The sequence below is a fragment of the Brevundimonas sp. FV1ye29L genome, assembly GCF_058681095.1.
Genome location: NZ_CM178730.1, coordinates 2,233,368 through 2,259,991, shown reverse-complemented (window position 1 = coordinate 2,259,991; position 26,624 = coordinate 2,233,368). Strand labels below are relative to the sequence as shown.

The window sequence follows — 26,624 nt, the reverse complement described above, 5'->3', positions numbered from 1 at the left end:
TGCCGTGAAATATTTGCGACACGACGGGGGAAGATCCCCGTCGGATTCTCATGGCCAGTGAGGGCGCACCGAGGGGGCGCGCCGCGAACACCCGGGGGTTCCATGACCAAGACGACGATGCGCCGACTTCTGGCCGGTGGGGCCGCTGTGGCCCTGATGGCCGCGGCCAGCCAGAGCTTCGCCCAGGCCCGAAGCTTCAATATTCCGGCCCTGCCGGCGGTCGACGCCATTCCCGCCTTCGCCCGGCAGGCGGGGGTCCAGATCATCGTCCCGTCCAGCACCCTGCGTGGGGTGCGCACCCGGCCGCTCTCGGGCTCCCGGGACACACGCCAGGCCCTGCGGCAGCTGATTTCCGGCACGGGTCTGGAGGTCGCCTCCGACACCGGCTCGACCATCGTGCTGCGCGTGGCGCAGCGGCCACCCGCGCCGGTCGCCCGGCCGGCCGCCGCCCAGGACGCCCCCGTAACACCGCGCCGGCGTCCGGCGGCGCCTCCGCCCCAGGCCGCCCGGCCCGATCCCGAGGCTTCGGTGGTCGCGGACATCGTCGTCACGGCGCGGCGGATGGAAGAGCGGATCATCGACGTGCCGGTGGCCGTCTCCGCCTTTTCGGCCCAGCAGCTGGACGACCGCAAGGTCGAGGGGGGCGCGGAACTGCTGCGGATCGTGCCGAACGTCAGCTTCTCCAAGGACAATTTCACCAGCTACAATTTCTCGATCCGCGGCATCGGCTCAAAAGTGCTGGCCACCACGGCCGACCCGGGCGTGGCCGTGTCGTTCAACAACACCGCCCTGCTCAGAAACCGCCTGTTCGAGCAGGAGTATTTCGACGTCGATCGGGTCGAGGTGCTGCGCGGCCCGCAGGGCACCCTGTATGGTCGTAACGCCACGGCGGGCGTCATCAACATGCTGCCGAACCTGCCCGAGTTGGAGCAGTTCTCGATGGACGCCCAGTGGGAGGTCGGCAATCACGACAGCCGCCGCGCCAAGGGCATGATCAACATCCCGATCGGCGATACGCTGGCGCTGCGTTTTGCGGCCGCGGCGACCCAGCGCGACGGCTTCGACTACAACAGCATCTCCCAGCAGAACGTCAACGGCCGCGACCTGTGGGGCGCGCGCCTGGGCGTGCTGTGGCAGCCGACCGAGAACTTCCGCGCCAACTTCCTGTGGGAACGGTTCCGCGAGGATGACGACCGCTCACGCACGGGCAAGATGCTGTGTACGCGGGGCGAGACGCCCGCCAGCATCGACTGGACAGACCCCGCCGGCGGCGATCACTCGCACCCGACCTTCGCCTATTGGACGAAGACGACCATCACGCCGGGCTGCACGCCGGATTCGCTCTACAGCGACGACGCCTATGGCGTGCCGGACGGGCGCAGCTTCCCGATCACCGCCTCCCTGACCAACTTCGTGAACATCTTCGTGAATCCCGTCTGGCCCGGCCCCGGACGACGGCCGAGGGAGTGGCTCAACGCCGATGCAAACGGTTACGACGGCACCTATCTGTTCCCCCTCTATCTCGATCCTTTTGCGGTCGAGGGAAACCGCCAGGTCGCCGATCTGCGCACCATTTCCACCGCCTATGACCCCAAGTTCCAGGCTGAGAACGACCTGTTTCAACTGAACCTGGAATGGAATCTGACGCCGGGCCTGACCCTGTATTCCCAGACCCTCTATATGGAAGACAGCTATTCCGGCTTCCAGGATTTCTTCCGGTCCTACGCTACGGGCCAGATGTACGCCTATGAAACGCCGGGCAAGTTCACCGGCCTGCCGCGGACGGTTGATCCGAACTGGGCGCCCTGGATCGGCGCTTCCGTTCCGGGCGGCAAGCCGGTGTATGGCGCGGTCACGGGCTTCTTTGGTGAGAAGACGGTCTGCGGCCCGCTTCCGAATTGCGGCGTCCCCACGGGGGGGGTCTGGCTCGACCCCCAGTTGGGCGCGACCGATCGGTTCATGGCGCTGGACCTCAGCCAGGCCGAAAGCACCCAATGGTCGCAGGAGTTCCGACTGCAATCGGCCTGGGACGGCCCGTTCAACTTCAATCTCGGCGCCAACTGGCTGAAATATGAGACCGAGGAGAATTATTGGATCATCTCCAACGTCTTCAGCATGATGGCGCTTCAGAACAACGCCAGTTACTTTGGGGACGGCTTAGTCGATCAATATTGCAATCCGACCGCCGCCGGCCAGGCGGCGGCCGCTGCGGGGACATTCGACCCGAACGCCTGCATCTATATCGATCCCACGCCCCTGTCCGGCCTGCTGAACGGCGAGGGCGGCGATGGCCACAACTATATCCGCAGCACCAGTATCAGCCAGACTGAATCCTGGGCCGTGTTCGGTGAAGGCTATTGGAAGGTCCGCGAGGATCTGCGCCTGACCCTGGGTCTTCGCTATACAGACGACACAAAGACCATCACGCCTGTGCCGGGGCAACTGCTGGCGGCGGCCCCCGACATCTATCATCCCGATTCCACCGGCCTGGTCGGTCGCGGTTATCCCCGGTATCCGGACGAGGAGATGAACTGGGGCGAATGGACCGGTCGGGCGGCCATCGACTGGAAGCCGGACCTGGCCTTCACCAACGACACCCTGATCTACGCCTCCTATTCGCGGGGCTACAAGGGGGGCGGGGGCAATCCGCGCGATCGCGACTACAATCCCAAACTGGTCGATACGCCGGTTCTTCCGTCTCGCTACGATCCTGAGTTCGTCAACGCCTATGAGGTGGGGATGAAGAACAGCCTGTCCGGCGGCCGTCTCAGCTTCAACGCCACCGGCTTCTACTATGATTATAAGAACTATCAGGTCGCCCAGCTGATCGAACGGGCGATCCACAACGAGAATTTCGACGCCAAGATCTGGGGCGCGGAGTTCGAGGCGGCTTGGGCCCCCACGCGCAACTTCCGCCTGGACGCCACCCTGGGCTTGCTGAAAACCCGTATCGGCGACGGCGAGGAATCGATCGACGTCATGAACCGGACCCAAGGTAATGAGGACTGGCTGGTCCTGAAGCCTTGGCCGGGCAGCCCCTCGACCTGCATCGTGCCGAAAGACATCGTGGGTCGGGTCGCCAACTACCAGGACTACCAGGGGGGAAGCAACACGAACTACCTCGGCAGCATGCCTTACATGCGAAGCCTGTGTCCATCGATGTACTACGGCGGCACCTGGGTGCCCGGCAGCGGGTCGACGTACAACTACGCCAACGGCCTGAAGGATGAGTGGTACGCCACCAGCCCGATCAACTGGGACCCGTTGACCATGGCGCCCAACGGCGGCCGGGGCTTCGCGGCGGATCTGTCGGGCAATGAGCTGCCCAATGCGCCGCATGTCACCTTCAACATCGGCGCTCAGTACCGGATCGAACTGCCCCAGGGCTGGGACGTGACGGTGCGCGGCGACTATTACCGCCAGTCCGACAGCTGGATGCGGGTCTATAATCTCGCCCCCTATGATCGGCTGAAGGGCTGGGAGAACGCCAACCTGTCCCTGACCCTGACCAATGCCAGCGCCGACTTCGTCGTCCAGGCCTATGTGAAGAACGTCCTCGACGACACCCCCCTCACCGACGGCTTCACCGGGCCTGACGACCTGGGCAACGCCACCAATGTCTTCACCCTGGACTCGCGGATCATCGGCCTGTCGGTCCGCAAGAGGTTCTGAACGGCTCCCTGAACCTAAGGACGGCGCGGGTCCCCTCCCGCGCCGTCCCTTTTCGCCGGCGGTCCGCCATCCCGGCGCGCCGCCCGGCCTCGCCTGACAGGGCCCGGACCGGCTTCAGGCCGTCTCCGCCGGAGGATATCCGGACAGGTTCAGGGCGGCGGCCAGCGCCAGCGCCCGGGTATCGGCGGCGGTCATGTCCAGCATGGGACGAAGGGCCGGCCCGATCAGGGCGTCGGCGAAGGCCATATAGGCCGCGGTGACGACGATGGCGCGCGCGCGGGCGCGATCCTCGTCGCCCTGGCTCCGGATGGCCGCCGTGCGGTCGGCGAGATCGCGCACGACCCCGGCGAAACTCTCCGCCCGCGCGGTCTCGCGCTCCAGGGCCAGCCAGGCGGCCAGCTGGGCCGCGCCGCCCGCATCGAAGGCCTCGAACACAACGGCCATCAGACGGGAGGGATCGAAGTCGGCATTCTCGGTCTCGGGCAGGCCGCGCGAGATCCGCTCGGCCAGGTCGCGCACCAGCCGGTCCATGAGCGCGCCCTGCAGGCCCGCGGCGGACCCGAAATGGTGGATCAGATTGGCGTGGCTGACGCCCATGGCCCGGCCGACCGCCTTGAGCGTGATGGCGGCCGGACCGCCCTGACGCAGCAGGGCGCCGGCCGAGTCCAGGGCCTCCTCCCGGGCGACCGGACCGCGTCGACGCGTCGCGGGGGCAGGGGGGGCGCTATTAATTGACATTGATGTAAGTTAACCCTAGTCTGGAAACGTCGTCGAGCGGAGTGGTCAGGATGTCTGTACAGGGTGCGCCGGTGGATTTGCGTATCAGGCCGCGTGATTTTCGCATCGACCGGACGGCGTCCGCCCCGCGCTGGTGGGTGGGCGGCGATCCGGCCGGGACGGCCGTGATGAACGCCCTCAGCCTGACCTTCCCCGACGGCGAGCGCTTCTTCATCCGCGCGGTGCGTCGCTTTGAACAGGACGCCCCGGCCGCCCTGCGCGGCCCGATCCGGGATTTCGTCGTGCAGGAGGGGGCCCATACCCGCGAGCATATGGCCTTCAACGCCCAGGTCGAGGCCTCGGGCTATGACATCGCCGGCCCCATGGCGCTGATCGACGCCCATATGGCGAGGGCGAACGGGCGCGAGCCGCTGGCGCAACTGGCGATCACCGTGGCGCTCGAGCATTTCACGGCGGCCTTCGCCCACGTCCTGCTGGCCCGGCCCCAGGTCCTGGACGGATCGCCTGCGCATCTGGCGGCGCTCTGGCGCTGGCATGCGATCGAGGAGATCGAGCACAAGGGCGTCGCCTATGATCTCCTGATGCACAGGCTGGCGGGCATGTCGCCGTTGCGGCGCTGGATGATCCGGTGGCGCACCATGGCCCTGGTGACGCTGAGCTTCCTGTCCACGGTGACGGAGGCCTCGCTTCTGCTGATGCGCCAGGACGGGATCACCGGCCTGGGGGCGCGCTGGAGGCTGTTCCGCTGGCTCTGGCTTAAGCCGGGGCTCTATCGTCTGGTGGCGGCAGACTACCTCAGCTTCTACCGGCCCGGCTTCCATCCCTGGCAGAAGGACGATCGTCCCCTGATCGCCCGGGCCGAAGCCAGCCTGGCGCCGGCCTGAACGTCGGCATCACGGGCGCGTGATGCGTCTTGCCATTCGCCGGCTTCGCATCGGCCAGACCCCCCTGCGGCGCCGGCAGCTCAAACGCCGCTCCCATCCGCAGCGATATGGACCCCGGTCTTCGGGTCACGGTGCGGGCGTGTCACTCTATGGCCGGTCGCCGTCGGGGCCCGTCTCGAGAATGGTGGGGGCGCGGCTGCGGACCCGGGCCAACTCCCGGGCGCCCTCTGCGAATTCCGCCCGGAAGTCCGGATCGGCCTTGAGCGCCGCGACCATGGCCGCGCCGACGATGCGACCGGCCTCCACGTCGCTCGCATAGTGGACGCCGCAGATCATGCGGCTGTCGCCATAGGCGAGGCCGCGGGCCAGGATTGCGTCGGCGCGATCCGGCGCCATCTCGGCCAGCACCAGGGCCCAGGCCCATCCCAGGGCCGCATGACCTGACGGATAGGACCCGCTGGACGCCAGCCAGGGCTCGGGCTTGAAGCAGGTATCCGCGGGGTCCGTCACGAAGGGGCGGGGACGGAAGTAGCCGCGCTTGGCCGGGGTCTGGATGGTCTCGAGGTCGCCCAGCATACGCCCCAGGAGAAGGGTCAGCGTCGGCATCTGCTCGGGCGTGAAGGTGATGCCCAGTGTCTCGTCGAACACGCGCGGGGCGGACGGCGTCTCGATCTCGTTGTCGGCGCGGGCCTGATCCCAGCGCGGCGTGCCGACCATGGCGCGGGTCGAGTGGTACAAGGCGATGTCGTCCTGTTCCCTGAGCGACCCGGGGGTGGGCGGCGGCGGTAGAAACCTGGCTGCGTTCGGCGCGCCTCCGGCCGCCAGATAGCCGTGAGGATGATCGCGAAAACCTGTCCAGAAGGTCGGCGCCGGCGCAGGCGAGGCCGCGCATCCGGCGAGGAGAAGGACGAGCGTTGCGGCGATGGCGCCGCGGGCGGAGAGGGTGGACATGGAAACTCTGCGGGAGCTCAGGCGCGCTGCGGGCCGCGGCGGCCGTTCTCGACCGCCCAGGTGTTGAGGGTGGAGATTGACGCGCGCGGATCGCGCACGTCGCTGACCGTGCGATAGCGGGTGGTGAGCAGATCCGGCGTGATGTCCATGGCCATATAGCCCCGCACGCGCCCGTCGAAGAATTTGATGTGCGGATTGGCGGGCATCATCGCCATCAGAGCGTCGTGCGGCGGGCCGCCCGAGGTGATGGAGGTGCCGACGAACTCGGTCGCCACGGTCGCCGAGGCTTCGTCCTGGCTGTCCAGCTTTACGTCGCTGGTCCAGAACGAGTGATAGTCGCCGCTCAGCACGATGGGGTTCGACACATTGGCCAGGGTGCGGGCCATGCGGTCGCGCGCGAACGGATAGCCGTCCCAGGTATCGGTCCAGTAGCGGGTTTCATTCCCGGGGTTCTCGAAGCGCAGACCGGCCATCACCAGGTTCTGGCCCAGGATGTTCCAGCGGGCGTCCGAGCCGGACAGGCTATCGTACAGCCAACGCTCCTGATCGAAGCCCAGGAAGGTCCGCGAGGGGTCGAGCCGGTCCATGCATTTGCTGTCGGCCAGTATCTGGTTTCCGGCGCCACCCTCGTCGACACAGGCGCCGCGCGACCGGTACTGACGGCCGTCGAGCATGTAGAATTCGGCCAGTTGGCCATAGCGGATGCGTTTGTGGATCGGCATCTGGAGCCAGCTGTCAATCCGCGTCCGGCGGATCGGCATGGCTTCGTAGAAGGCGCGATACCCCGCAGCCCGGCGTTGCAGGAAATCGGCCGGCCTGCTCCCGTGATCGGGCCAGACGCCGGAATAGTTGTTCAGCACCTCATGATCGTCCCAGGTCACCAGGCACGGCGCCGCCGCATGCAGCCGCTGGAGATCGGCGTCGGTTCGATGCAGGGCGTAGCGATTGCGATAGCCGGCCAGGGTGGTGGCGTCCTCGAAGCCGTAGTGCCGCACATTGCCGACCGCCCGCTCGCCGGTGCGGGTGTATTCGTAGATATAGTCGCCCAGGAATAGCGTCAGGTCCGGCGCCTCGTCGGCCATGTGGCCGTAGGCGCTGAAATAGCCGACTTCCCAATTCGAGCAGGAGGCCACGGCCAGACGCAGGCGATCGACGGCGGCATTGGGGGCCGGGGCGGTGCGGGCCAGCCCTGCGGGGCTGCGCTGGCCCGCGGCGGTGAAGCGGTACCAATAGGGCCGGCCGGGGGCCAGGCCCTGAACCTCGATGTGCAAGGCGTGAGCCGTAGAGGCTTCGGCCGTTGCGCGGCCGGCGGCGGCGATATGGGCGAAGCCCTCGTCGGTCGCGACCTCCCACAGAACGTCTATCGGCTCGCCGAGACCGCCGCGGCCATCCGGCGCGACCGGATCGGCCGCGAGGCGGGTCCAGAGGACGAAACCGTCCGGCCAGGGATCGCCGCTGGCCACGCCCAGCGGGAACAGATAGGCCCCGCTCGCGTGCGCGCGGCCGAAGCGCAGGACGTACGGGGTCGCGACCAGTCCGCCCAGCAGCGCCCTGCGATGGAATACCGGCGGCAAGGGGTTCATTGGCCGACTCCGGCGCCGAAGCGGGCGCGGAAGTCCTCCAGCCGGATGGTGAACTCGTCGCTGGCCACGAAGGCTTCGTCGGTCATTTGAGGCTGTTCGCTGGATCGGTACCAACGGGCGTAGTCCGGCGCGTCGGAGGCATAGCGGTCGTAGTGGGTCGAATAGGTCCGCACGCGAACGGTCGGAACCTCCGACGTCATGTCGAAGGACATCAGTCGCAGCCAGCCGTCGCCGATGCCGGGCGACCGTTCCATTCCGGCGTCCAGCGCGCTCTGGCGACGGTCCTGGTAGTCGGACAGAAGCTGGTGGACTGCGCCGCCCTTGCGGTTGGAATCGGTGCGGAAGGCCTGACCGGCGTGATGGCCGCTGAGGACCATGAAGATCTGCGGATTGCGGGCGATCAGCTTGTCCCAGAGGCCCTGGGCGCTGTTGTCATAGGGGTCGAGCGCATTCAGGTCGACGACCGGATGGGCGCGGCGCGCCCCGGTCTTGTCGATGAAGTCGTGGGTGCTGATCAGGGTGGGCAGGCCGGGATGGGCATGGATCACCGTCTCGGCCCATTTCAGGCTCGCGTCCGACGGAGCCATCTGCAGACCGAGGTGCAGGAAGCGGTAGCCGCCGGCCTCGAACACCTGGGCGCTGTCCGCGCCGTCGTCGTGCGAGCCGATGTACCACGGGCGGTTCGCGAAAAAGGATGAGGCGGCGCCGAACGCCTCGGTAAAGGCTGTCAGTCCGCCGACGTGGATCATGCCGAGGCGGCGCAGGTCGCCCTCGGGAGCCGTCAGGTCCCGGGGCCAGGACTGCTCCCACCACTGGGCGTCATAGTCGTGATTCCCCGGAACGACGGAAAAGGGCAGAACGCCGTCCAGCAGGCGATAGGCTTCCACCGCAGTTGGGATCTCGATCTCCCGCACGCGCCGGCCCCACTCGGCCAGGCTCTGTTCGGCGGGCAGCGGTCGAGCGCTGAATCCGCGCCTGGCGTGGTCGGGGTCCACCTCAATCGTTGGATACTGCCAGACATCGCCCACGGCCGTGGCGAAGACGATGTCGCCGCCGCGCGAGACGGCGTTGTCGGCGATGAAGCGCATCTGCTCCATCAACTGATCGCGGGCGTCGAACGGAAAGCCGGCGGCCTTCTGATGGGTGTGGTCGGTGTAGTTCTGTGTGTCCGGGATCACCGCGATGGTGAAGCGACCGTCGGTATCGGGCTGGGCCAGCGCGGGGAGGGCGAAGGCCGACAAGGCCAGGATGAAAACGCACAGTCTCGACAGCTTCGACATGGTTGTCCCGTTCTCAAGATCACGATCGCCCCGACCGATGGCTCGGTCGGGGCTGTTGTGGTCGTCAGTGGCTATAGGTCAGGCGCACGCCCCATGTACGGCCGGGGTTGGGCGACATGGTCGGGCGTGCCGAGCCGTTGAAGCCGTTTCGCGTCTCGTCATAGTGCTCGCTGAACAGGTTCTTGCCCCACAGGCTGACGCGCCAGTCGGCGGTCCGGGGGCCGACGGTGACACTGCCGTTCCACAGCATGTAGCCGGCCAGGACCGAGGCCGAGGACGCGTTGTAGATGTCGTCACGCTGATAGTAGTTCGTCTCGGCCCGCACGTTCCATCCCGCCATGGTCCAGTCGTAGGCGATCGAACCGCTGTAGGTGAACTTCGGGAACTGCAGGGGCTCGCCCGAACGGTCCGTCGCGATGATGACGTCCCACGGACCGTTCGCCGGGTTGGCGGCGGCGGTGGCCGCGTCGTTGATGGCGAAGAACTCGCTGTATTCGCCTTCCTTGTAACCATAGGCCTGGGTGAGCGTCAGGCCTTCGAACGGAGTCCACGCCAGCTCGATCTCGCCCCCATAGATTTCCGACTTGGGCACATTGGTGATCTTGCCCAGCCGGCCCGACAGGCGGTCGTACTCGATCCCCTGAATCTGCTGGTCGGTATAGTCGTAGAAGAAGAGCGCGCCATTGGCCCGCAGGCGGTTGTCGAACCAGTCCGACTTCAGGCCGAGCTCATAGGCCAGCACGATCTCGGGGCGGAAGGGGGTGGCCGAGGTGGCGTTATAGGTGGTGAAACCGCCAGACTTCACGCCGCGCGCAACGCTGGCGTACAGAAGGGCGCTGTCGGTCAGATCATACTCCAGACCGACCCGGCCGCTGACTTCCGACATCTCGTTGCTGTAGGCCAGGGTCTTGCGCGGCAGGGCCGGCGCCACGGTGGTGCCCGAAGTCCTCAGGGAGCGTTCTTCGGACTCGTAGCGAAGCCCGGCGATCAGCCGGAAGCGGTCGGTGAAGGCGAAACTGTTGTGGGTGAAGATGCCCGCCGCCTGCACATCCTGGCCATAGGGCGTGTTGATCAGACCGGCCAGGTTTCTGAACTGGGTGTAGAAGCCGCCGTCGATATGCTCGTCGGTCGCATGCACGCCGACCAGCCAGTTCCATCGACCTTCGCCCGTCGAGGCCAGTCGCACTTCCTGTGAAAGGACGTCCAGCTTGTTGTAGAAATAGACGTCGGACTCCTGGTAGCGAGTGCCGTCCCAGTCGTTGTACTCTGACCGGTCAAAGGTCTGGTAGGCCGTCAGCGACGTCAGCGCCGCCCAGCCCAGATCGGCGTTGACCCGAAGGTTCATGTCGAAGCCCTCGTTGTCGCGGCCCGGCTTGTCGCCGACGCTGCGGCCGGAGACGGCGGCCAGGGCGGGCGACAGTCGCCACCCGGTAATTCTCCAGGCCTTGTCGGTCGGGATGACCGGGCCCAGGGCTGCATTGCCCGGCGCGTAGGGGCCGCGCAGGCGCAGGCCCAGACCATCGGATTTGTCGACCATATAGGTCGCCGTCAGGTTGGCGGTGGCCTGAGGGCCGAGGTCCCAGGTCAGCCGCCCGCGGATGGCGCTCTTGTCCCGGTCGCCCAGCTCCTCGCCGGTGTCGCGGTTGAACTGCCAGGCCCCGCCCTGTTCGGTGACGGCGGCCAGACGGCCCAGCAGGCCCGGCGCGATCTGGCCTGACACATAGCCCTCGACCATGTAGCGGTCGTAGTTGCCGATTTCAGCCGTCATTCCGGCGCGGAAATCAACCGTGGGCGCGTTGGTAATGATATTGACCGCGCCGGCGGTGCTGTTGCGGCCGTAGAGCGTGCCCTGGGGCCCGCGCAGGATCTCTATCCGGGCCAGGTCGAACATCGCGCCCTGGGTCGTCACCGTATAGGGGTGGGCGACTTCATCGACATAGATGCCGGCGGACGAGGTGTTGTTGGCGGAATATTGCGTCGCGCCGATGCCGCGGATGCGGAACTGGGGCTGGCCGCCGCCGAACTGGCTGTCGACCTCGACGTTCGGGACGATGTTCTCGATCTCGTTGACGACCGAGACTCCCTTTTCCTTCAACTCCTCGCCGCCGAGGACGTTGAGGGCGATGCCCACGTCCTGGCTGGCCTGTTCGCGGCGTTGCGCGGTGACAATGACGTCGTCGACGGCGGTGGTCTGGTCTCGGGACGCGACCTGGGCCGAAGCGGGCAGGGCCGCGGCGAAGGCAAGGGCGGCGCCGGAAGCGCCGAAGAGAAGTCGTTGCATGTTGGCCATCCATCGGGGGACGCGCAGGGCACCCCCTCCCTTGCGCGGCGAATTGTTTCGGTACGTTGACGCGCAGCCGTTCCGGGCGATGGTCGAGGCGGCGACGGCAGCTGGGGAGGGCGGCCGAGACCAGCGTCAATGCGCCGAAAAAACAACTGTTCGATAACAATCCGCCCTTAGGTGAACCGAACTATGCTTTTGTGACGCTTACCTGAAGTCTTTCTGTCAAGACCGACGCAGGCGCGGTCTGTGTCACTGAAAACACGTGTTCTATCGGCTGTGGCGCGCGACCAGAAGGGCGGCACCGGCCTGGAGGTGTTCGGGTGTAAGCGCAGTTCCCGAGGCCGAGGACATCAGGGCGTTGCCCTTGATCCACAAGGCGAAGCGGGTTGCGGCGAGGCGGGTCAGGTCGAACTCCGGGGGCCAGACACCGGCGCTGTTGTAGTAGGTGCCCCCGCCCTCCGGGCCACGCAGGAGCATGGCGAGGTCGCGAAGCGAAGGGTCCCGCCGGGCTTCGACACAGACGCTGGCGATCAGACGCGAATATCGGACATAGAAGCCCTCGGGTTCGGGATGTATGGCGACCGTCGGCGCCATCATCTGCGCCCAACGGCTCATGGTTGCGCCGTTCGGGTCTCCCTCTGGTTGCTGGCCCGCGAGGTAGCGCGGCATGTCGCGGAAGACGCTGTGCCAGACTGCATCGAGCACGAAACGGCGCATATCGGGCCAGTGGTAGGCGATGGTGGAGGTCGAGGTGTCGGCGACGAGACTGACGGATCGATTGGTGATCGCCCCCACGCCGCCTGCCAGCATCTGGTCCGCAGCGATGTTCAGGAGCTTTACGCGCATGGAGTCCGGGTCCAGCCCCGCCGCGGGCGCCTGCGGCAGGATCAGGTTTTCGCGATGCCAGAACGTCGCCGACGCCGTTGTTTCCGGCCGGTCCAGGGCGCGATCGATCAGCCCGCCCAGACCCTCGGCGGCGATGACCTCGTAGTCGCTCCGGCCCTGCAGGGCCCCGGCGTAGAACTGTTCGATCGCGCACCAGGCGAGGATCGCGTCGCTATAGGCCGACAGTCGTGGATCGGGAGCCAGATACTCCCGCCAGGCACACTGGCGCATCACCTGCCATCGGCGCATCAGATCCAGGCGTTCCGGTGAGCGGTCGCCATCGAGCACCAGCGCCTCCCATATCCTGCCGAATCCCGCACCGTCCGATGCGAGCGAACGCACATAGTGTCGGACAAGGGTCAGGAGAGCATCACGGCCCGGCGGCATCCCCTGGACCGATCTGAAGAACCGGTCGTGGAAGTCCCGATCCTGCTCCAGCGCCGCCTCACCGATGGCCTGAATCAAGCCGGCCTTGGCGCCGAACAGATTGACGATGACCGTTGTGCTCTTGCCGACCGCCTGCGCCAGCTCGCGCATCGTCAGGCGTTGCAGTCCCGATGACGCGGCATAGGTGATCGCCGCATCCACGATCTGGCGAGCATCGGCGGCCCGGCGGTTTGTCTGGGTCGATGGCATACGCCTCCATGCCGTCGCCATCGAGCGGTGTCGAGGCCGTGGCGACGGCAGCGACGCGCATGGGATTGGAAGGGTGATGGCGGTCCAGCGCCAGGGTCCAGCGGTTCCTCCCCACCCGCAGCGATCTAAAACCCCTTCAACTTCCGGCGGCATCTGATCAGCGGATCCACACTTAGGGGCTTCCGGGCTGGTGCGGATGCCGCCTGGGCGCCCGCCGTTGCCTGACATCAAGCGGTGCAGGGAGCTATTCCACCTGGCCAGGTTCGCCCGTCCGCACCACCCCGTTTCAGTCCTCGATGATCTTCGGGATGGTCGCCATCGACACCCGGTCGGGGTGGGGGCCGCTGCGGTGACCGGTGTCCAGGTCGTCAATGGCGGCGACCTCCTCCGGCGAGAGGGAGAAATCGAAAATCTGGATGTTCTGCGCCAGCCGAAGAGGACGAACCGACTTTGGTATGGCGCAAAATCCCTTCTGGTATTGCCAGCGCAGCACAACCTGACCCGGCGTCCGGTCATGCCTGAGGCCGATCGCCGCCACCTGTTCCGACGCCAGAGGGTCGGCGGACCGATCGTCGGCTCGACGGGCGCTGCCCCCCAGGGGGGACCAGGACTGGGTGAGAATGCCGAGCCGTGAGTTGGCGGCGGCGAGTTCTGGATTGCTGAACCCGGGATGCAGTTCGATCTGGTTGACCGCCGGGATCACCGACGTCGCGTCGAGCAGGCGTTCGAGGTGAGGGATTTCGAAGTTGGAGACACCGATGGCGCGAACGCGGCCTTCGTTCAGAAGGGTCGCGGCTGTGCGGTAAGCCGCCAGTGTCGCCTCGAAATCGACGGGATTTGGCCAATGCAGCAGATAGAGATCGACGTAGTCGACACCGAGACGCCTCAAGCTGCCTTCGAACCCGCGCAGGGCGGCATCGCCGTAGTGCGACATCCACAGCTTGGTTGTGATGAAGATGTCCTGGCGCGCCAGGCCGCTGGCATGGATGCCGGCCCCGACATCCGCCTCATTTCCGTAGGCGGCGGCGGTATCGATGAGGCGGTAGCCCTTGGCCAGGGCGGTCTCGACCGCCGGCTGTGTAAGCTCCGGCTGATCGTTGTTGAAGACGCCGAGCCCGAGCACGGGAATGGAGACGCCGTTGTTGAGCCGGAAGGTCGGGATGGCGGTCATGTCAGGGTCCGGGGAGAGGCGGGGCGTACAGCCGCCGATCGGGCAGGGGGCGGGCATACAAAATGAGCCGTGTCGTCGAACATCAGTTATCATCTTCGTGGCGATAGGCGCTCAGAAAGGCGTCGCGCAGGGCGAGCACCCGGCGATTGTCGGCGTCGCCGCCACGGCAGGCGAAGGAGATCTGGCGGGCCGGCGCTGTCTTGCCGAGCGAGATTTCGCGAACCGGATAGGCGGTGGAGGTCGCAAGCCGGACCTGGGGAATGATCGACGCGCCCAGACCCGCCGAAACCATGGCCATGACGGCCTCGATCGATTCGAGTTCGAACTTGGGTCGCAGGCCCGGCGCAATCTTGTGCATATGGCTGGCGGCGACCCGCCCGCTGGTCAGGGAGGTGTCGAACTGCAGCCAGTCATAACGCTTGATGAGGGCGCTGACCGAGTTTCCTTCGCTGTTCGGGGGGGCGACGAAGACAAAGGGCTGACGCACGAGATCCTGCCAGTAGAGGCGGCTGGAGCCGCCCGAGGTCGGACGGATCAGCGCCGCGCCGTCCAGTCGCCCGGCCTTGAGCTGATCGAGCAGTTCGACTGAATCCCCCTGGATGACGCGCACGCTCAGATTGGGGTGACGGCGGCTGATCTCGGCGAGAACCACGGGGATCATCGTCGGCTGCAGAGACCGGATCGTGCCCAGGACGACACGCCCTGTGAGGGCGATGGTCTGACGCGTGCGCGCCGCCTCAACAGCCTCCATCGCCGTTCGGATGTTTTCGGCCAACTCGCGCGCCAGGGGGGTGGGGCGTGAGGTTCGCCCGGATCGGTCGAAGAGCGGCTGACCCAGGTATTCCTCGAGACGTTTGACCTGAAGGCTCACGGCGCTGGGTGTCAGGCCCATGTCGTCGGCGGCGCTCGCGAAGCTGCCTGTTCGCAGGATGGCATCGAGCGTGATGAAGAACTCGAATTTCATGGTCCTCTGGTCCCCGCTGCGCCACTGCCGATTCCTGCAGCGACGGCGGCTGGAAAAGCGACGTCGCACACTTTGGCCTTCACCCGCAAAGCATAACGAAACCTCATGAATAGCTCAACAAAACGTCACTATTTTTTACCTCGATCACCCTCTAGGTCTGAGGGGGAAAGGCGTCGTGGATGGCGGGGGCAAGCCTCGGGTCGTCTGGTCGTCGGCCGAAACGCCCGCAGAGGCGCAATCGGCAAGGGAGAGTGGAGCCATGGGTAACGAACGCGCCGCAAGGCTGTTTGTCGCCGGTGAATGGGTGGCCGGACAGGGGCCTTCCGTCCCGGTGCTGGACAAATACACGGGCAGCCTCCTGGCCGAGGTCGGGTGTGCATCGCCGGACCAGGTCGATCAGGCCGTGGCCGCCGCGCGCCGGGGCTTCGAGACCGTCAAGCTGGAACCCTATGAGCGCTGGCGCGTGCTGAGCCGTGTGGCGGACCTCGTTCTGCAGCATCGCCAGGAACTGGCCGCGACGATCATCGCCGAGAGCGGTGTGCCCTGGAAGGATTCCGACAACGAGGTTGCCCGCACCGCCGAGACCTTCCGTCTCTCTGCCGAAGAGGCTCGCCGGCTGGTCGGGGAGATGGTGCCGATCCAGGGCGCGTCGGGCCAGTCGCATCGCATGGCCTTCACCCTGCGTGTGCCGCGCGGTGTGGTCGGGGGCATCAGTTCCTTCAACTCGCCGCTCAACATGGTGGCCCACAAGGTCGCCCCGGCCCTGGCGGCGGGGAACGCCGTGGTGTTCAAGCCGCCGCTGGCCACCCCGCTTTCGGCCACGCGTCTGTTCGAGCTGATGCTGGAGGCCGGTGTTCCCGGTGAGCTCATCGCCCTGTTGCATGGCGAGGGCGCCGCCGTCGGCCAGCAGATGGTCGAGCATCCCGGGATCGACTTCTTCACCTTCACCGGCAGCACCCCGGTCGGCAAACGCATCCAGCATGCGCGGGGCATGCGCCCGGTCGCGCTGGAGCTGGGCAGTATCGCCGCCACGATCGTCTGCGCCGACGCCGATCTGGAGCGGGCGGCCCTGCGCTGCGCCCAGTCCGGGTTTCGCCGCCAGGGTCAGGCCTGCACCTCGACCCAGCGCCTGTTCGTCCAGCGAGAGGTTCTGGAGCCATTCCAGTCCATGCTGCTGGAACAGGTCGGCCGGCTGGTCGTCGGCGATCCGCGCGACCACGCCACCGACGTCGGTCCCATGATCAGCGAGAAGGATGCGATCCGCGGCGAGGCCTGGGCGCGCGAGGCCGTCGAGCAGGGCGCGACCCTGCTGGCCGGGGGCGTTCGCGACGGCGCGGTATTGCGCCCGACCGTTCTAACCGACGTCACCACCGACATGCGGGTGATGCGCGAAGAGATTTTCGCCCCCGTCCTGTCGATCATTCCTTTCGACACCCTGGACCAGGCGATCGACCAGGTGAACGCCACCGAGTTCGGGCTCGCGGCCGGTCTTTTCACCCGCGACATCCAGGCCGCCCTGAAGGGGGCCGCCCGTCTGCACGTCGGGGTGGTGCACCTGAATGACGCCTCGTCCAGCCGCGTCGATCTGATCCCGTTTGCCGGGGTGAAGGACAGCGGCGTGGGTGTCGAAGGCCCGAAATACGCGATCCGCGAGATGACGGAAGAGCGTCTCGTGACGGTGACCCTCTGATGGAAAATGCAATGACTGACCAGGCTGTGACGGGTGCGATCTTCATGGCCCAGTGCCTGAAGGAGGAGGGGGTCGAGAAGGTGTTCGGCCAGTGCGGCCACACCAACTATGCCCTCATCGACGCCTGCCAGAGGCTGGGCATCGAATATATCTCGTTCCGCCATGAGCAGCAGGCCGTCCACGCCGCCGACGCCTACTACCGCGTGTCCAGGAAGCTGGCCGTCATCAATGTCCACCTGTCGCCCGGTCTGACCAATACGGTCACAGGCGTGGCCTCGGCGGCCATGGACGGCACGCCGATGGTCGTCATCACCGGCAACACCCCGTCCTATCACCATCCGCGCGAGGCCCATCAGAGCATGAGGCTGCACGCCGATGCGTCCCAGGGCGACATTTTCAAGCCGATCTGCAAGCGGGTCTGGCGGGTCGATGATGCCAAATTCCTGCCCGAGGTCATGCACCGCGCTCTGAACATCGCCCAGACGGGACGGCCCGGAGCGGTCCTGCTGGACATCCCGATGGACGTCTTCTCGCAGAAGATCACGGCCCGGCCGATCACCCGCTCGCGACGCCCGAACTTCGCCCGTTCGATGGGCGATGCCGCCGGTGTGGCCGAGGCGGCCAGGCTGCTGTCCAGTGCATCCAGTCCGGTGATCTTTGCCGGGAACGGCATCGCCATGTCGGGCGCCTTTGCCGAACTGAAGGCCCTCGCCTTCCAGATGCAGATTCCCGTCGCCACCACCCTGGTCGGCAAGGGCGTCTTTCCGGAGACCGATCCCCTGTCGCTGGGCGTGACCGGGATCTGGGGCACGCGCGTCGCCAATGACAGCTGCCGCGAGGCCGACGTCATCCTGGCCGTCGGTACGGCCTTCGGCGAGGCGGACTGCAGCTCCTGGCGGCCCGAGCATACGTTCAACATTCCCGGCTCGACCCTGATCCAGATCGACATCGATCCGCAGGAAATCGGCAAGAGCTATCCGGTCGACATCGGCATAGTCGGCGACGCCAGGGCCACTCTGGCCCAGCTCGCCCAGGCGCTTCAGGACTCTCCCCGGGCGGCGGCAGTCAAGGCGGCGCAGGCCGGGGTGACCGCCAGCCGAAAGGCCGCGTGGCGCGAAGAGCTGAAAGAGACCCAGCTGGTCGACACCAAGCCGATCCATCCGGCCCGTCTGTTGCTGGAACTATCGAAAGCGTCGCCGTCCGATGCGGTCTTTGTGACGGACGTGGGCTGGAACAAGAACGGCGCAGGCCAGCAACTGGAAATCTCCAGCCCGGCGGGTTTCATCACGTCAGGCGGCATGGCGACCATGGGCTATTCGCCCGGCGCTGCGGTCGGTGCCAAGCTGGGTGCGCCGGACCGCAAGGTCCTGGGGCTGGTCGGCGACGGCGGCCTGATGTCGGTCCTGGGGGCTCTGACCACGGCGGTCGAGCTGGACATCCCCGTCCTGTGGGTGCTGTTCAACAACTTCTGCTACTCGACCATCCGCACCGTCGGCACGACCTATTTCAGCAACCAGTACGGGACGGAGTTCCGCACCCCGGACGGCGAGCCCTACAACCCCGACTTCCAGATGCTGGCCCGGTCGTTCGGTATCGAATCCGCCCTGATCGAGGAGCCGGACGATCTGGCGGCCGGGATCCAGGCGGCGCTTGCCAGGGATGTCCCCTTCCTTCTGGAAGTCCGTACGCGCGGCGACGTGCCCATGCCCCGCACCGGCTATTGGGACATCGCCGACTTCCTGGCACACGGCAATGACTGAAGTCCGCGCCTCGACATTGCGCCGCAAGGCCTATGATCCGGGCGCGACCGGGCCGCTGGACGGCGTGCGGGTTCTGGATTTGTCGCGCCTGTTCGCCGGCAATGTCCTGACGCAGATGCTGGGCGACTTCGGCGCCGAGGTGATCAAGGTCGAGCCTCCGGCCGGCGACACTCTCAGAGGGTGGAAGACCGAGGGCGTCTCGACCCACTGGAAGATCTATGCGCGCAACAAGAAGAGCCTTTGCCTGGATCTGAGGTCGGACGCCGCGCGCAAGATCTTGCTGGGCCTGATCCCGTCGACGCCCATCCTGGTCGAAAGCTTCCGTCCCGGGGTTCTGGAGGACATGGGGCTGACGCCCGAGGTTCTGCTGGCGATCAATCCCCGACTGGTGGTCGTTCGCATCTCGGGCTGGGGCCAGGACGGGCCGTATCATCAGCGCCCCGGCTTCGGCACTGTGATCGAGGGGATGTCCGGCTTTGCGTCCATCAACGGCTTCGCCGATCGCGAGCCGGTCCTGCCGCCCATGTATCTGGCCGACGGGGTGGCGGGCGTGTACGGCGTGTCGGCCGCCATGCTGGCCCTGCGCGAGGCGGAGCGTCCCGACGGTCGCGGCCAGGTGATCGACCTGCCGCTCTATGATCCCCTGTTCGCCCTGCTGGGGCCCCAGGCGGCCAACTATCGTCTCAGCGGCCAGACCCGGGCGAGGACCGGCAGCCGCTCCGGCAACTCGGCGCCGCGCAACGCCTACCGCTGCCGCGATGGGAAGTATGTCAGCCTGTCGGGTTCGACCCAGACGATGGCCGAGCGCATTTTTCGGGCCATCGGTCGGGCCGATCTGATTGCGGACACCCGTTTCAGCACGAACGGCCGACGTCTGAAGAATGTCGAGGCTCTGGACGAGATCATCGGCGGCTTCATCGCCGGGCGCGATCAACAGGATCTTGTCGAACTGATGGAGGCGGCCCAGGTCACGGTCGGGCCCATCTATGACGTCGCCCAGATCATGGACGATCCTCATGTGATCGAACGCGAAATCCTGGCCGACTATCCCGATCCGGACATGGACGGCCTGCCCATGCATCATGTGGTGCCGCGTCTGTCGGAAACGCCGGGGTCGATCCGCCAGCCGGCGCCGGAACTGGGCCAGCACAATCGGGAAATCCTGGCCGAGGTCGGCATCGACGCTGCGGCCTATGCCCGGCTGATCGAGGACAGGGTCGCCTTTGAGCCCCAGGCCGACGGGAGCGCGGCATGACCTTCGTCTGGCGCTCGCTCCAGTATGTCCCGGCTCATGTCGAGAAGTATGTGTCCAACCCGCGCATCCGCGAGGCAGACGCCATCATTCTGGACCTGGAGGACAGTGTTCCGGCCAGTGAGAAGGTCAGGGCTCGCGACGGTCTCGGCAGGGCGGTGACCCTGGCCGGGGCGGGGGGCGGCGACGTTCTGGTCCGCATCAATGTCGACGAGACGGGGCTGGCCGATCTGGATGCCGCCGTGCGTCCGGGTGTGAAAGCCCTGGTGGCGCCCAAGGTGGCAAGCGCGCAAGCGGTTCAGGCGCTCGACCAGCAGATCGCCGGGCGGGAACGCGCCGCCGGACTGGATGTCGGAGCGATCCGGCTGATGGTGCTGATCGAGACGGCGGACGGCTTCCTGAACATGGCCGGGATTGCGTCGGCCTGCCCACGCGTCGCGGCCATCAATCTGGGGGCCGAGGACTTTGCCACCGACATCGGCATGGCGTGCAGCGAGGAGACCCTGCTGGGGCCACGCCAGCACATGGCCATCGTGGCCGCCGCCGCCGGCATCATGCCTCTGGGCCTGATCGGGCCGTCGACTCGTTTCGACGATCTGGAGGCCTATCGGGTCCTGGCCGAACGGTCGCGGCGTTTCGGCTATGTCGGGTCCACCTGCATCCATCCCTCCCAGATCGGCATCCTGAACGCCGCGTTTGCACCCACGGAGCAGGAGGTCGCCGATGCGGCGCGAATGGTGGCCGCGGCCGAGACGGCCAAGGCCGGGGGGCGGGGCGCCTTCGCCATCAACGGGCGGATGATCGACGCCCCGATTGTCGCGAGGGCCGAGGCCCTGCTGCGTCGCCATCACGCCATCCTGGCGCGTGCCCAGGCCGTCGATGATCCAGCGGAGGGGACGGGTTTCACGACAGACTGACGCCGGAAAGCGGCGCCGAAACACGCCCCACCAATCGGGCGAACAACCACAAAAAATGAGGGAGGACAGCAATGAGTGTAGTTTTGAGGGGCTCGAATATCGAGACTATCCGTCGTCGTCGCGCCGGCATGATCCGGGCGGGACTGATGACATCCGTGGCCCTGGTGCTGGCGGTTCCGGCCCATGCACAAGCCCGGGCCCAGGCGGCAGGTCAGGCTCGCGCCGCCACGGCTGAACCGGAAGTGACCCAGGTCGACGAGATCGTGGTCACCGGCACGGCCATTCGCGGGGTCGCTCCCGTGGGATCGGCCACCGTTGGTCTGTCGCGAGAAGACCTGGTCCAGGCCCCCGTGCGCGAAGCCAGCGCCCTGGTCGCCTCTCTGCCCCAGGCGTCCAACCAGGGCGCCAGCCTGACCTCGACCGGCGGTCGGGCGGCCGGGGTGAATCTTCGCGGTCTGGGCAACAACGCCACCCTGGTGTTGTTCGACGGCAAACGCGTCGTTCCCCAGGGCGGTAACGCCCAGGTGTCCGACCCGAACCTGATTCCCTTCTCGGCCATCGAGCGGGTCGAGGTGGTCACGGACGGCGCGTCCGCCATCTATGGTTCCGACGCCGTGGCCGGGGTGGTCAACTATATCCTGCGCCGCAACTATGACGGGGCCCAGATCACCACCCGCTACGTCAACTCCCTGTATGACCAGTATGTCGTGGACGGCGTGATCGGAAAGACCTGGACCGGTGGCAGCCTGATGGTCGCCGGCTCCTATGACTCCAACGATCGGGTGGGTCGGGATGTCCGCGACTATATGCGGCTGGATCTGAGAGAATTCGGCGGCAACAACAACAACCTGGTCGGCACGACAGTCTATCCCGGTGACAACGGCGCCCTGATTATCGGGAACACCGTCTATGGCCTGCCTGAAACCAACGGGGCGCGCCCGACTGCAGCCCAGGTGCTGGCCTTGCAGGGCAATCCCGAGCTCTACGACCAGTCGCATCTTTATGATTTCTACACGGCGCGCGAGCGTTTTGCCCTGCTGGTCAAGGCCCGCCAGGAAATCGCGCCGGGCGTGGATGTCGGCTACACCGGCATCTACAATCGGCGCACCAATGAGGCCCGATCCGGTAACGGCTTCGAGCGGATCGCCATCGCGGTCAGGCCGACCAGCCCCTATTACATTCCCGGCCTGCCAAACCCGACGGCCAACCAGACGGTGGTCTACAACTATTCGCTCAACAATCCGGGCACGTCGCGCGATCAGTCCAACCTGGAAGAGACAACCAGCCACGCCATCGATCTGACGGCGCAACTGCCGATGGACTACCGGTTCAGCGGCCTGGTGTCCTATGGCAAGACAGACAGCTGCAACGTCTGTCAGCCGCAGGTGAACACCACTCGCGCGGCGGTGATCGCCAATGACGCCTCCTATGGTTTCAATCCCTATCTGCTGGGCCGCCAGACGGCGGCCGACGCTCTGGTCGGGGCCTTTATCCAGCAATATGACACCACCCTTTTCGACAGTGTGGCCAAGATCGACGGCGCGCTGTTCACCCTGCCGGCAGGGGAGGTCCGCGTGGCTGCGGGCGCCGAATACGCGCGCTACAAACTGTATCTGAAGGCCCAGAACAAGCTCAATCTGGGCAACAATTTCCAGACCTCGCGCTTCACCAAGAGCGACCGTGAGGTGACGTCGGCCTTTGCCGAGGTCTATGTGCCCCTGGTGGATGAAAACAGCGGTCTGCCCTTCATGCAGTCGCTCGATCTCAGCGCTGCCGTCCGTTACGACACCTATTCTGACGCGGGCGACACCACCAATCCCAAGATTGGTCTGACCTGGAAGGCGACGGACGAACTGGTGTTCCGCGGCAGCTGGGGCACGTCGTTCCGGGCTCCAACCCTGATCGAGGCCAATCCGGCCACGCTCGGACAGACGAACCGCATCTTTATCAGCAACGGCGCCAGGGACGCGGCCATCCCGATCACCAATGTATCCACCGGCCAGAGCGCCGTCCTGTCCCGGACCGGAAACACGGCGGGCCTTCAGCCGGAATCCGCCAAGATCTGGTCGATCGGAGCGGACTATGCGCCGAACTTCGCACCCGATCTGAAGCTCAGCCTGACCTACTATAGTGTGGACTATACCGACCGGATCGAGAACCTGCCGAACCAGACACTGATCCTGTCCAGCCCGGCCAACCTGGCTCTGTTGCGTGATTTCTTCATCACGGCGCCTCAGCCCTCGACCTGCGTCAACGGCAACTATGCGACCTATAACCCGGCCTACATTCCCTGGCTGACTGATCCGAACGCCGTCTATTCGCCCTCCACCATCAACGACTGCTCACTGGTAGGCATCGTAAAGGGCGGGCGTCTGAACCTGGGCGACGTCAAGCAGGGAGGCCTGGATTTCGCGGCCAACTATCGGCAGGAGACCTCGTTCGGCGACTTCCGGTACAACTTCACCTTCTCCAGGATTCTGAATCTGGAGAAGAGCATCGTCGCCGGCGGTCCGTTGTTCGACGCCCTGGACACCTACGGCTTTCAGGTCAGCCAGCGGGGCCGGTTCAACGTCGGCTACAGCCGCGGTCCGGTCTCTGCCAACCTCACGGCCAACTATGTCGGGTCTTACCTGAACAACGCCACGATCACGGTTGCCGGCGTCAAGAAACCGGACACCCAGGTGCCGAGCTGGACCACCTTCGATGCCGGTCTGGCCTATGAGTTCGAGGACGGCGCAAGCGGGGGTCTGGATGGGGTTCGGGTCTCCATGAACATCCAGAACCTGACCGACGAGCAGCCGCCCATCGTCCTCAGTGGCACCACGGCCGTCGATCTGGGCAACCACAACCCGTTCGGCCGTATCTGGTCGTTCGAAGTCACCAAGCGGTTCTGATCGCGCCCCGGGCGGAAGGTGGATGGTCCACCTTCCGTCCGTCACGGCAACGGAGGCTGAAGATGAAGGTTCGAGTGAAGGCTTGCAAACGAGCCGGAGGCGCGTCCGCCGGCCTGGCGATGATGGTGTTCGCCCTGGCGAGCCTCGGTTGCTCGCCCGTCGCGTCGCAATCCGGTGCAGTGACCGGGCCCGCACAACTGCCCTCGGCCGCGACGCCGCCCCAGCCCGGTCCGGGCGGACCTCCGGGAATGCAGGACCCCTATGCAGGCAAGAAGAAACTGCTGGTCATTGCGGATGTCCAGACGGGCTTTCACCACGACTCGATCAACCGGGCGATGAGCGCGATCGAGCAGATGGGCCGGGAGAGCGGCCAGTTCGTCGCCTTCCTCAGAACGGACTCACAGCTGATTACCCGCCAGCCGATCCTGGGCTCCGGCGCGCGATACCAGGGCCGCCGCATCAATGCGCGCAACCTCGACTATTTCGACGCCGTTTTCTTTCTGGGCAGCGGGGAGGGAACCCTGAGCGACGCCCAGAAGGCCGACCTGCTCGCTTTTGTTCATGAGGACGGAAAGGGTTTTGTCGGCGGCCATGCCTCGACGGTCGCCTACTACAACTGGCCGGAATACGGGGAGATGATCGGTGGTTTCATGGACGGCGAGTTTCCGGTCGCGCCGATGCAACTGGTCATCCAGGATCCGGCCTTCCCGGGCGCGGCCAGCTTTCCCACCCGCTTCGCCGACCAATACCAGTTCCTGAAGGCGCCCTATGAGGCCGGGGACATCCACACCATCATTCGGCTGGACGCCTCGGCTCTGACGCCGGAACAACTGGCAAGACGGCCCGATGGTGACTTTCCCGTCGTCTGGGCCAGGCCCTACGGGCGTGGACGTGTGTTCGTCTCGACCTTCGGCCACCTGGATGCGCCCTGGGAAGACCCCGCCGTTCGCGCCCTCTACCTGGAGGGTATCCGCTGGGCGCTGGGGCTGACCCAGGCCGATGTGACGGCTGATGCGCCCGCTGCGCCCCGGCCCTGAACCCGACACACACAGAAAACCAGAACAATAGCGAGGATCGCCATGAACCGGAAAATCTTGAACGCTGCTGCTGCGGGGCTGGCCATGGCCCTGCTGGTCGGCGCCCCGGCCGTGGCCCTGATCCAGACGGGCGAAGCCGCCCCGGTGAACCAGTGGCCCAGCTATGGCCAGAACGGGGGCAGCACCAATTTTTCGCCCCTGAGCCAGATCACGCCCGAAAACGTCGGCAGCCTGAAACGCGCCTGGACCTTCAACTATGGCGGCGGAACGGATGAGGGCGGCGATCGTGGACTGGACTACCGGTTTGAGGTCACGCCGCTGATCATCGACGGGGTCATGTATATCTCGACCCCCGGAAACCCGAACCTGCCGGACCTGAAGTCCACCGTGACGGCGCTGGAGCCGGAAACAGGCCGTGTGCTGTGGAAATACGACTCTCCGCGCAACATCCATGGCCGGGGCCTGGCCTATTGGCCGGGTGACGGTGAAACCGGGCCGCGCGTCTTCTTCGCCACCGACCAGGGTTACCTGATGGCGCTGGATCTCAAGACCGGCCAGCTGGCGCCCGATTTCGGCCAGCAGGGCCAGATTGACGCCTACGTCGGCGTGGCGTCGGAGGAAGTGGGCGAAAGCCGCCGCGATACCTGGACCATTCCCAATCCGGCCTCCGTCTATCGCAACCTGATCATCACGGGATCGCGGCCGGGTGAAGCCGGACCTCCCGGACCGCGCGGCGATATCCGCGCCTGGGACGCCCGCACAGGCGCCCTGGTCTGGACCTTCCACACCGTGCCCCAGCCGGGTGAGGCCAATTTCGAGACCTACACCGGCGATGAATGGAAAAACCGTTCGGGTGCGAACGTCTGGTCCACCATGACGGTCGATGAGGAAAACGGCATCGTCTTCGCCCCGGTCGGGGATCTGAACGGTCGCGCGACCGGGTCGGAGCTGTACTCCAACAGCCTTCTGGCGCTGGATGCGGCCACGGGCCAGCTGAAGTGGTTCAAGCAGATCACGCACAAGGATCTGTGGGACTGGGATATGCCGACCCCTGCGGTGCTGGTGAACTTCCGCACGCCCGACGGAGTGGTGCCGGGCGTGGCCCTGACCGGCAAGCAGAGCCTGTTGTTCGTGTTCGATCGGGTCACGGGTCGGCCCCTGCACGAGGTCGAGGAGCGGCCCACGCCGCGCAGCGACGACCCGGCCGACCTGGCCTGGCCGACCCAGCCCTTTCCCGTGCGCCCCGGTCCGCTGGCCCGGGTTTCGATGACCCGGGACGAGATCCCGAACATCACACCCGAGCAGCACGCCTATTGTACGGCCTTCTGGGACACCAACAAGATCGAGGTGACCGGCCTCTATGGTCGCCCCTCACTGGAGCACGGCACCCTCAGCTTCCCCTCGACCCTGGGGGGGCCGAACTGGGGCGGTCCGTCCTATAATCCCGACAGCGACGTCTTCGTCGTGAACGTCCAGAACATGGGCCAGTACAGGGCTGCGGGTCCGGCCGGCTCAGGCTTCGGTTTCGGGGGCCCGCGCCCGCGCCCGGCCCCGGCGGCGCCCGGCGCCCCGACGCCGGCGATTGCCCAGTCGGGCTTCAACTATCGCATTGACGCCAATACGGTTCTGCCCTGCGTGCCGACGCCGTGGGGTGAGCTGGTCGCGGTCGACATCAGCAAGGGCGAGATCCTCTGGCGATCGCCGCTCGGATCGACCCCGGCCCTGGGCGCCGCCGGCGACAGCACCGGTTCACGCAACCTGGGCGGAAATATCCAGACGGGCGGCGGCCTGATCTTCGTCGGCGCATCCAATGACCGCCAGTTCCGCGCCTATGACGCCAGCAACGGCCAACAGCTCTGGTCGGTCGAACTTGACGCCAGCGCCCATTCCACGCCGATCACCTACCTCGGCAAGGACGGCAAACAGTATGTCGTCGTCACGGGGGCCGGAGGAACCGCGGTGGGCAGCCGACGGATGTCCGACACCCTCAACGCCTTCGTCCTTCCCTGAGACCTGTCGCCAGGCC

The 26,624-nt window shown here is 66.2% G+C and carries 17 protein-coding genes; 9 read left to right on the top strand and 8 right to left on the bottom strand.

Annotation, left to right across the window (positions count from 1 at the left end; translation table 11 throughout):
• The first annotated feature begins 102 nt into the window (after positions 1 to 102).
• The gene (locus ACW17W_RS11145) at positions 103 to 3,672 is read left to right on the top strand and encodes a TonB-dependent receptor (RefSeq protein ID WP_492076941.1); all 3,570 of its coding nucleotides are present in this window, start codon (positions 103 to 105) and stop codon (positions 3,670 to 3,672) included.
• A gap of 114 nt (positions 3,673 to 3,786) precedes the next feature.
• Here ACW17W_RS11145 and ACW17W_RS11140 read toward each other — a convergent pair whose 3' ends face one another.
• Complete coding sequence (locus ACW17W_RS11140; protein ID WP_492076940.1) at positions 3,787 to 4,410, bottom strand: TetR/AcrR family transcriptional regulator; 624 nt, start codon at positions 4,408 to 4,410, stop codon at positions 3,787 to 3,789.
• Between the two features lie 50 nt (positions 4,411 to 4,460).
• Between ACW17W_RS11140 and ACW17W_RS11135 the strand changes: the two genes are divergently transcribed.
• Positions 4,461 to 5,294, top strand: coding sequence for a metal-dependent hydrolase (locus tag ACW17W_RS11135; RefSeq protein ID WP_492076939.1), 834 nt, complete (start codon positions 4,461 to 4,463; stop codon positions 5,292 to 5,294).
• Between the two features lie 147 nt (positions 5,295 to 5,441).
• Here the strand turns inward: ACW17W_RS11135 and ACW17W_RS11130 are convergent, their stop codons facing one another.
• The 7 genes from ACW17W_RS11130 to ACW17W_RS11100 form a co-directional block, all read right to left on the bottom strand.
• A complete protein-coding gene (locus ACW17W_RS11130) occupies positions 5,442 to 6,245 on the bottom strand; it encodes an acid phosphatase (RefSeq protein WP_492076938.1) in 804 nt (267 codons plus the stop codon).
• Positions 6,246 to 6,262: 17 nt separating this feature from the next.
• The gene (locus ACW17W_RS11125; protein ID WP_492076937.1) at positions 6,263 to 7,828 is read right to left on the bottom strand and encodes an alkaline phosphatase D family protein; all 1,566 of its coding nucleotides are present in this window, start codon (positions 7,826 to 7,828) and stop codon (positions 6,263 to 6,265) included.
• On the bottom strand, positions 7,825 to 9,108 hold the full coding sequence (locus tag ACW17W_RS11120) for a metallophosphoesterase family protein (RefSeq protein ID WP_492076935.1): 1,284 nt from the start codon (positions 9,106 to 9,108) through the stop codon (positions 7,825 to 7,827). The genes ACW17W_RS11125 and ACW17W_RS11120 overlap by 4 nt, the downstream gene beginning before the upstream one ends.
• 64 nt (positions 9,109 to 9,172) lie before the next feature.
• Positions 9,173 to 11,389, bottom strand: coding sequence for a TonB-dependent receptor (locus ACW17W_RS11115; RefSeq protein ID WP_492076934.1), 2,217 nt, complete (start codon positions 11,387 to 11,389; stop codon positions 9,173 to 9,175).
• 270 nt (positions 11,390 to 11,659) lie between these two features.
• The gene (locus tag ACW17W_RS11110; protein WP_492076933.1) at positions 11,660 to 12,913 is read right to left on the bottom strand and encodes a TetR/AcrR family transcriptional regulator; all 1,254 of its coding nucleotides are present in this window, start codon (positions 12,911 to 12,913) and stop codon (positions 11,660 to 11,662) included.
• Positions 12,914 to 13,199: 286 nt separating this feature from the next.
• The gene (locus tag ACW17W_RS11105) at positions 13,200 to 14,084 is read right to left on the bottom strand and encodes an aldo/keto reductase (RefSeq protein WP_492076932.1); all 885 of its coding nucleotides are present in this window, start codon (positions 14,082 to 14,084) and stop codon (positions 13,200 to 13,202) included.
• Positions 14,085 to 14,166: 82 nt separating this feature from the next.
• Positions 14,167 to 15,048, bottom strand: coding sequence for a LysR family transcriptional regulator (locus tag ACW17W_RS11100; RefSeq protein ID WP_492076931.1), 882 nt, complete (start codon positions 15,046 to 15,048; stop codon positions 14,167 to 14,169).
• 259 nt (positions 15,049 to 15,307) lie between these two features.
• On the opposite strand from ACW17W_RS11100, the gene ACW17W_RS11095 reads away from it, so the two are divergent.
• The 7 genes from ACW17W_RS11095 to ACW17W_RS11065 all read left to right on the top strand — a co-directional run bounded on the left by ACW17W_RS11095 (position 15,308) and on the right by ACW17W_RS11065 (position 26,608).
• Positions 15,308 to 16,738 carry an aldehyde dehydrogenase family protein gene (locus ACW17W_RS11095; RefSeq protein ID WP_492076930.1) on the top strand — a complete coding sequence of 477 codons (1,431 nt, stop codon included), beginning with the start codon at positions 15,308 to 15,310 and terminating at the stop codon, positions 16,736 to 16,738.
• 11 nt (positions 16,739 to 16,749) lie between these two features.
• Positions 16,750 to 18,498: a thiamine pyrophosphate-binding protein gene (locus ACW17W_RS11090; protein WP_492076928.1), complete on the top strand. Its 1,749-nt coding sequence runs from the start codon at positions 16,750 to 16,752 to the stop codon at positions 18,496 to 18,498.
• Positions 18,491 to 19,753, top strand: a complete 1,263-nt coding sequence (locus tag ACW17W_RS11085) for a CaiB/BaiF CoA transferase family protein (protein WP_492076927.1) — start codon at positions 18,491 to 18,493, stop codon at positions 19,751 to 19,753. Before ACW17W_RS11090 ends, ACW17W_RS11085 begins: the two co-directional genes overlap by 8 nt.
• Positions 19,750 to 20,667: an HpcH/HpaI aldolase/citrate lyase family protein gene (locus ACW17W_RS11080; protein ID WP_492076926.1), complete on the top strand. Its 918-nt coding sequence runs from the start codon at positions 19,750 to 19,752 to the stop codon at positions 20,665 to 20,667. The genes ACW17W_RS11085 and ACW17W_RS11080 overlap by 4 nt, the downstream gene beginning before the upstream one ends.
• A 71-nt stretch (positions 20,668 to 20,738) precedes the next feature.
• Positions 20,739 to 23,561, top strand: coding sequence for a TonB-dependent receptor plug domain-containing protein (locus ACW17W_RS11075; protein ID WP_492076925.1), 2,823 nt, complete (start codon positions 20,739 to 20,741; stop codon positions 23,559 to 23,561).
• A 62-nt stretch (positions 23,562 to 23,623) separates the two neighbouring features.
• Positions 23,624 to 24,598, top strand: a complete 975-nt coding sequence (locus ACW17W_RS11070) for a ThuA domain-containing protein (protein WP_492076924.1) — start codon at positions 23,624 to 23,626, stop codon at positions 24,596 to 24,598.
• A 42-nt stretch (positions 24,599 to 24,640) separates the two neighbouring features.
• A complete protein-coding gene (locus ACW17W_RS11065; protein WP_492076923.1) occupies positions 24,641 to 26,608 on the top strand; it encodes an outer membrane protein assembly factor BamB family protein in 1,968 nt (655 codons plus the stop codon).
• The last annotated feature ends 16 nt before the right edge of the window (positions 26,609 to 26,624 follow it).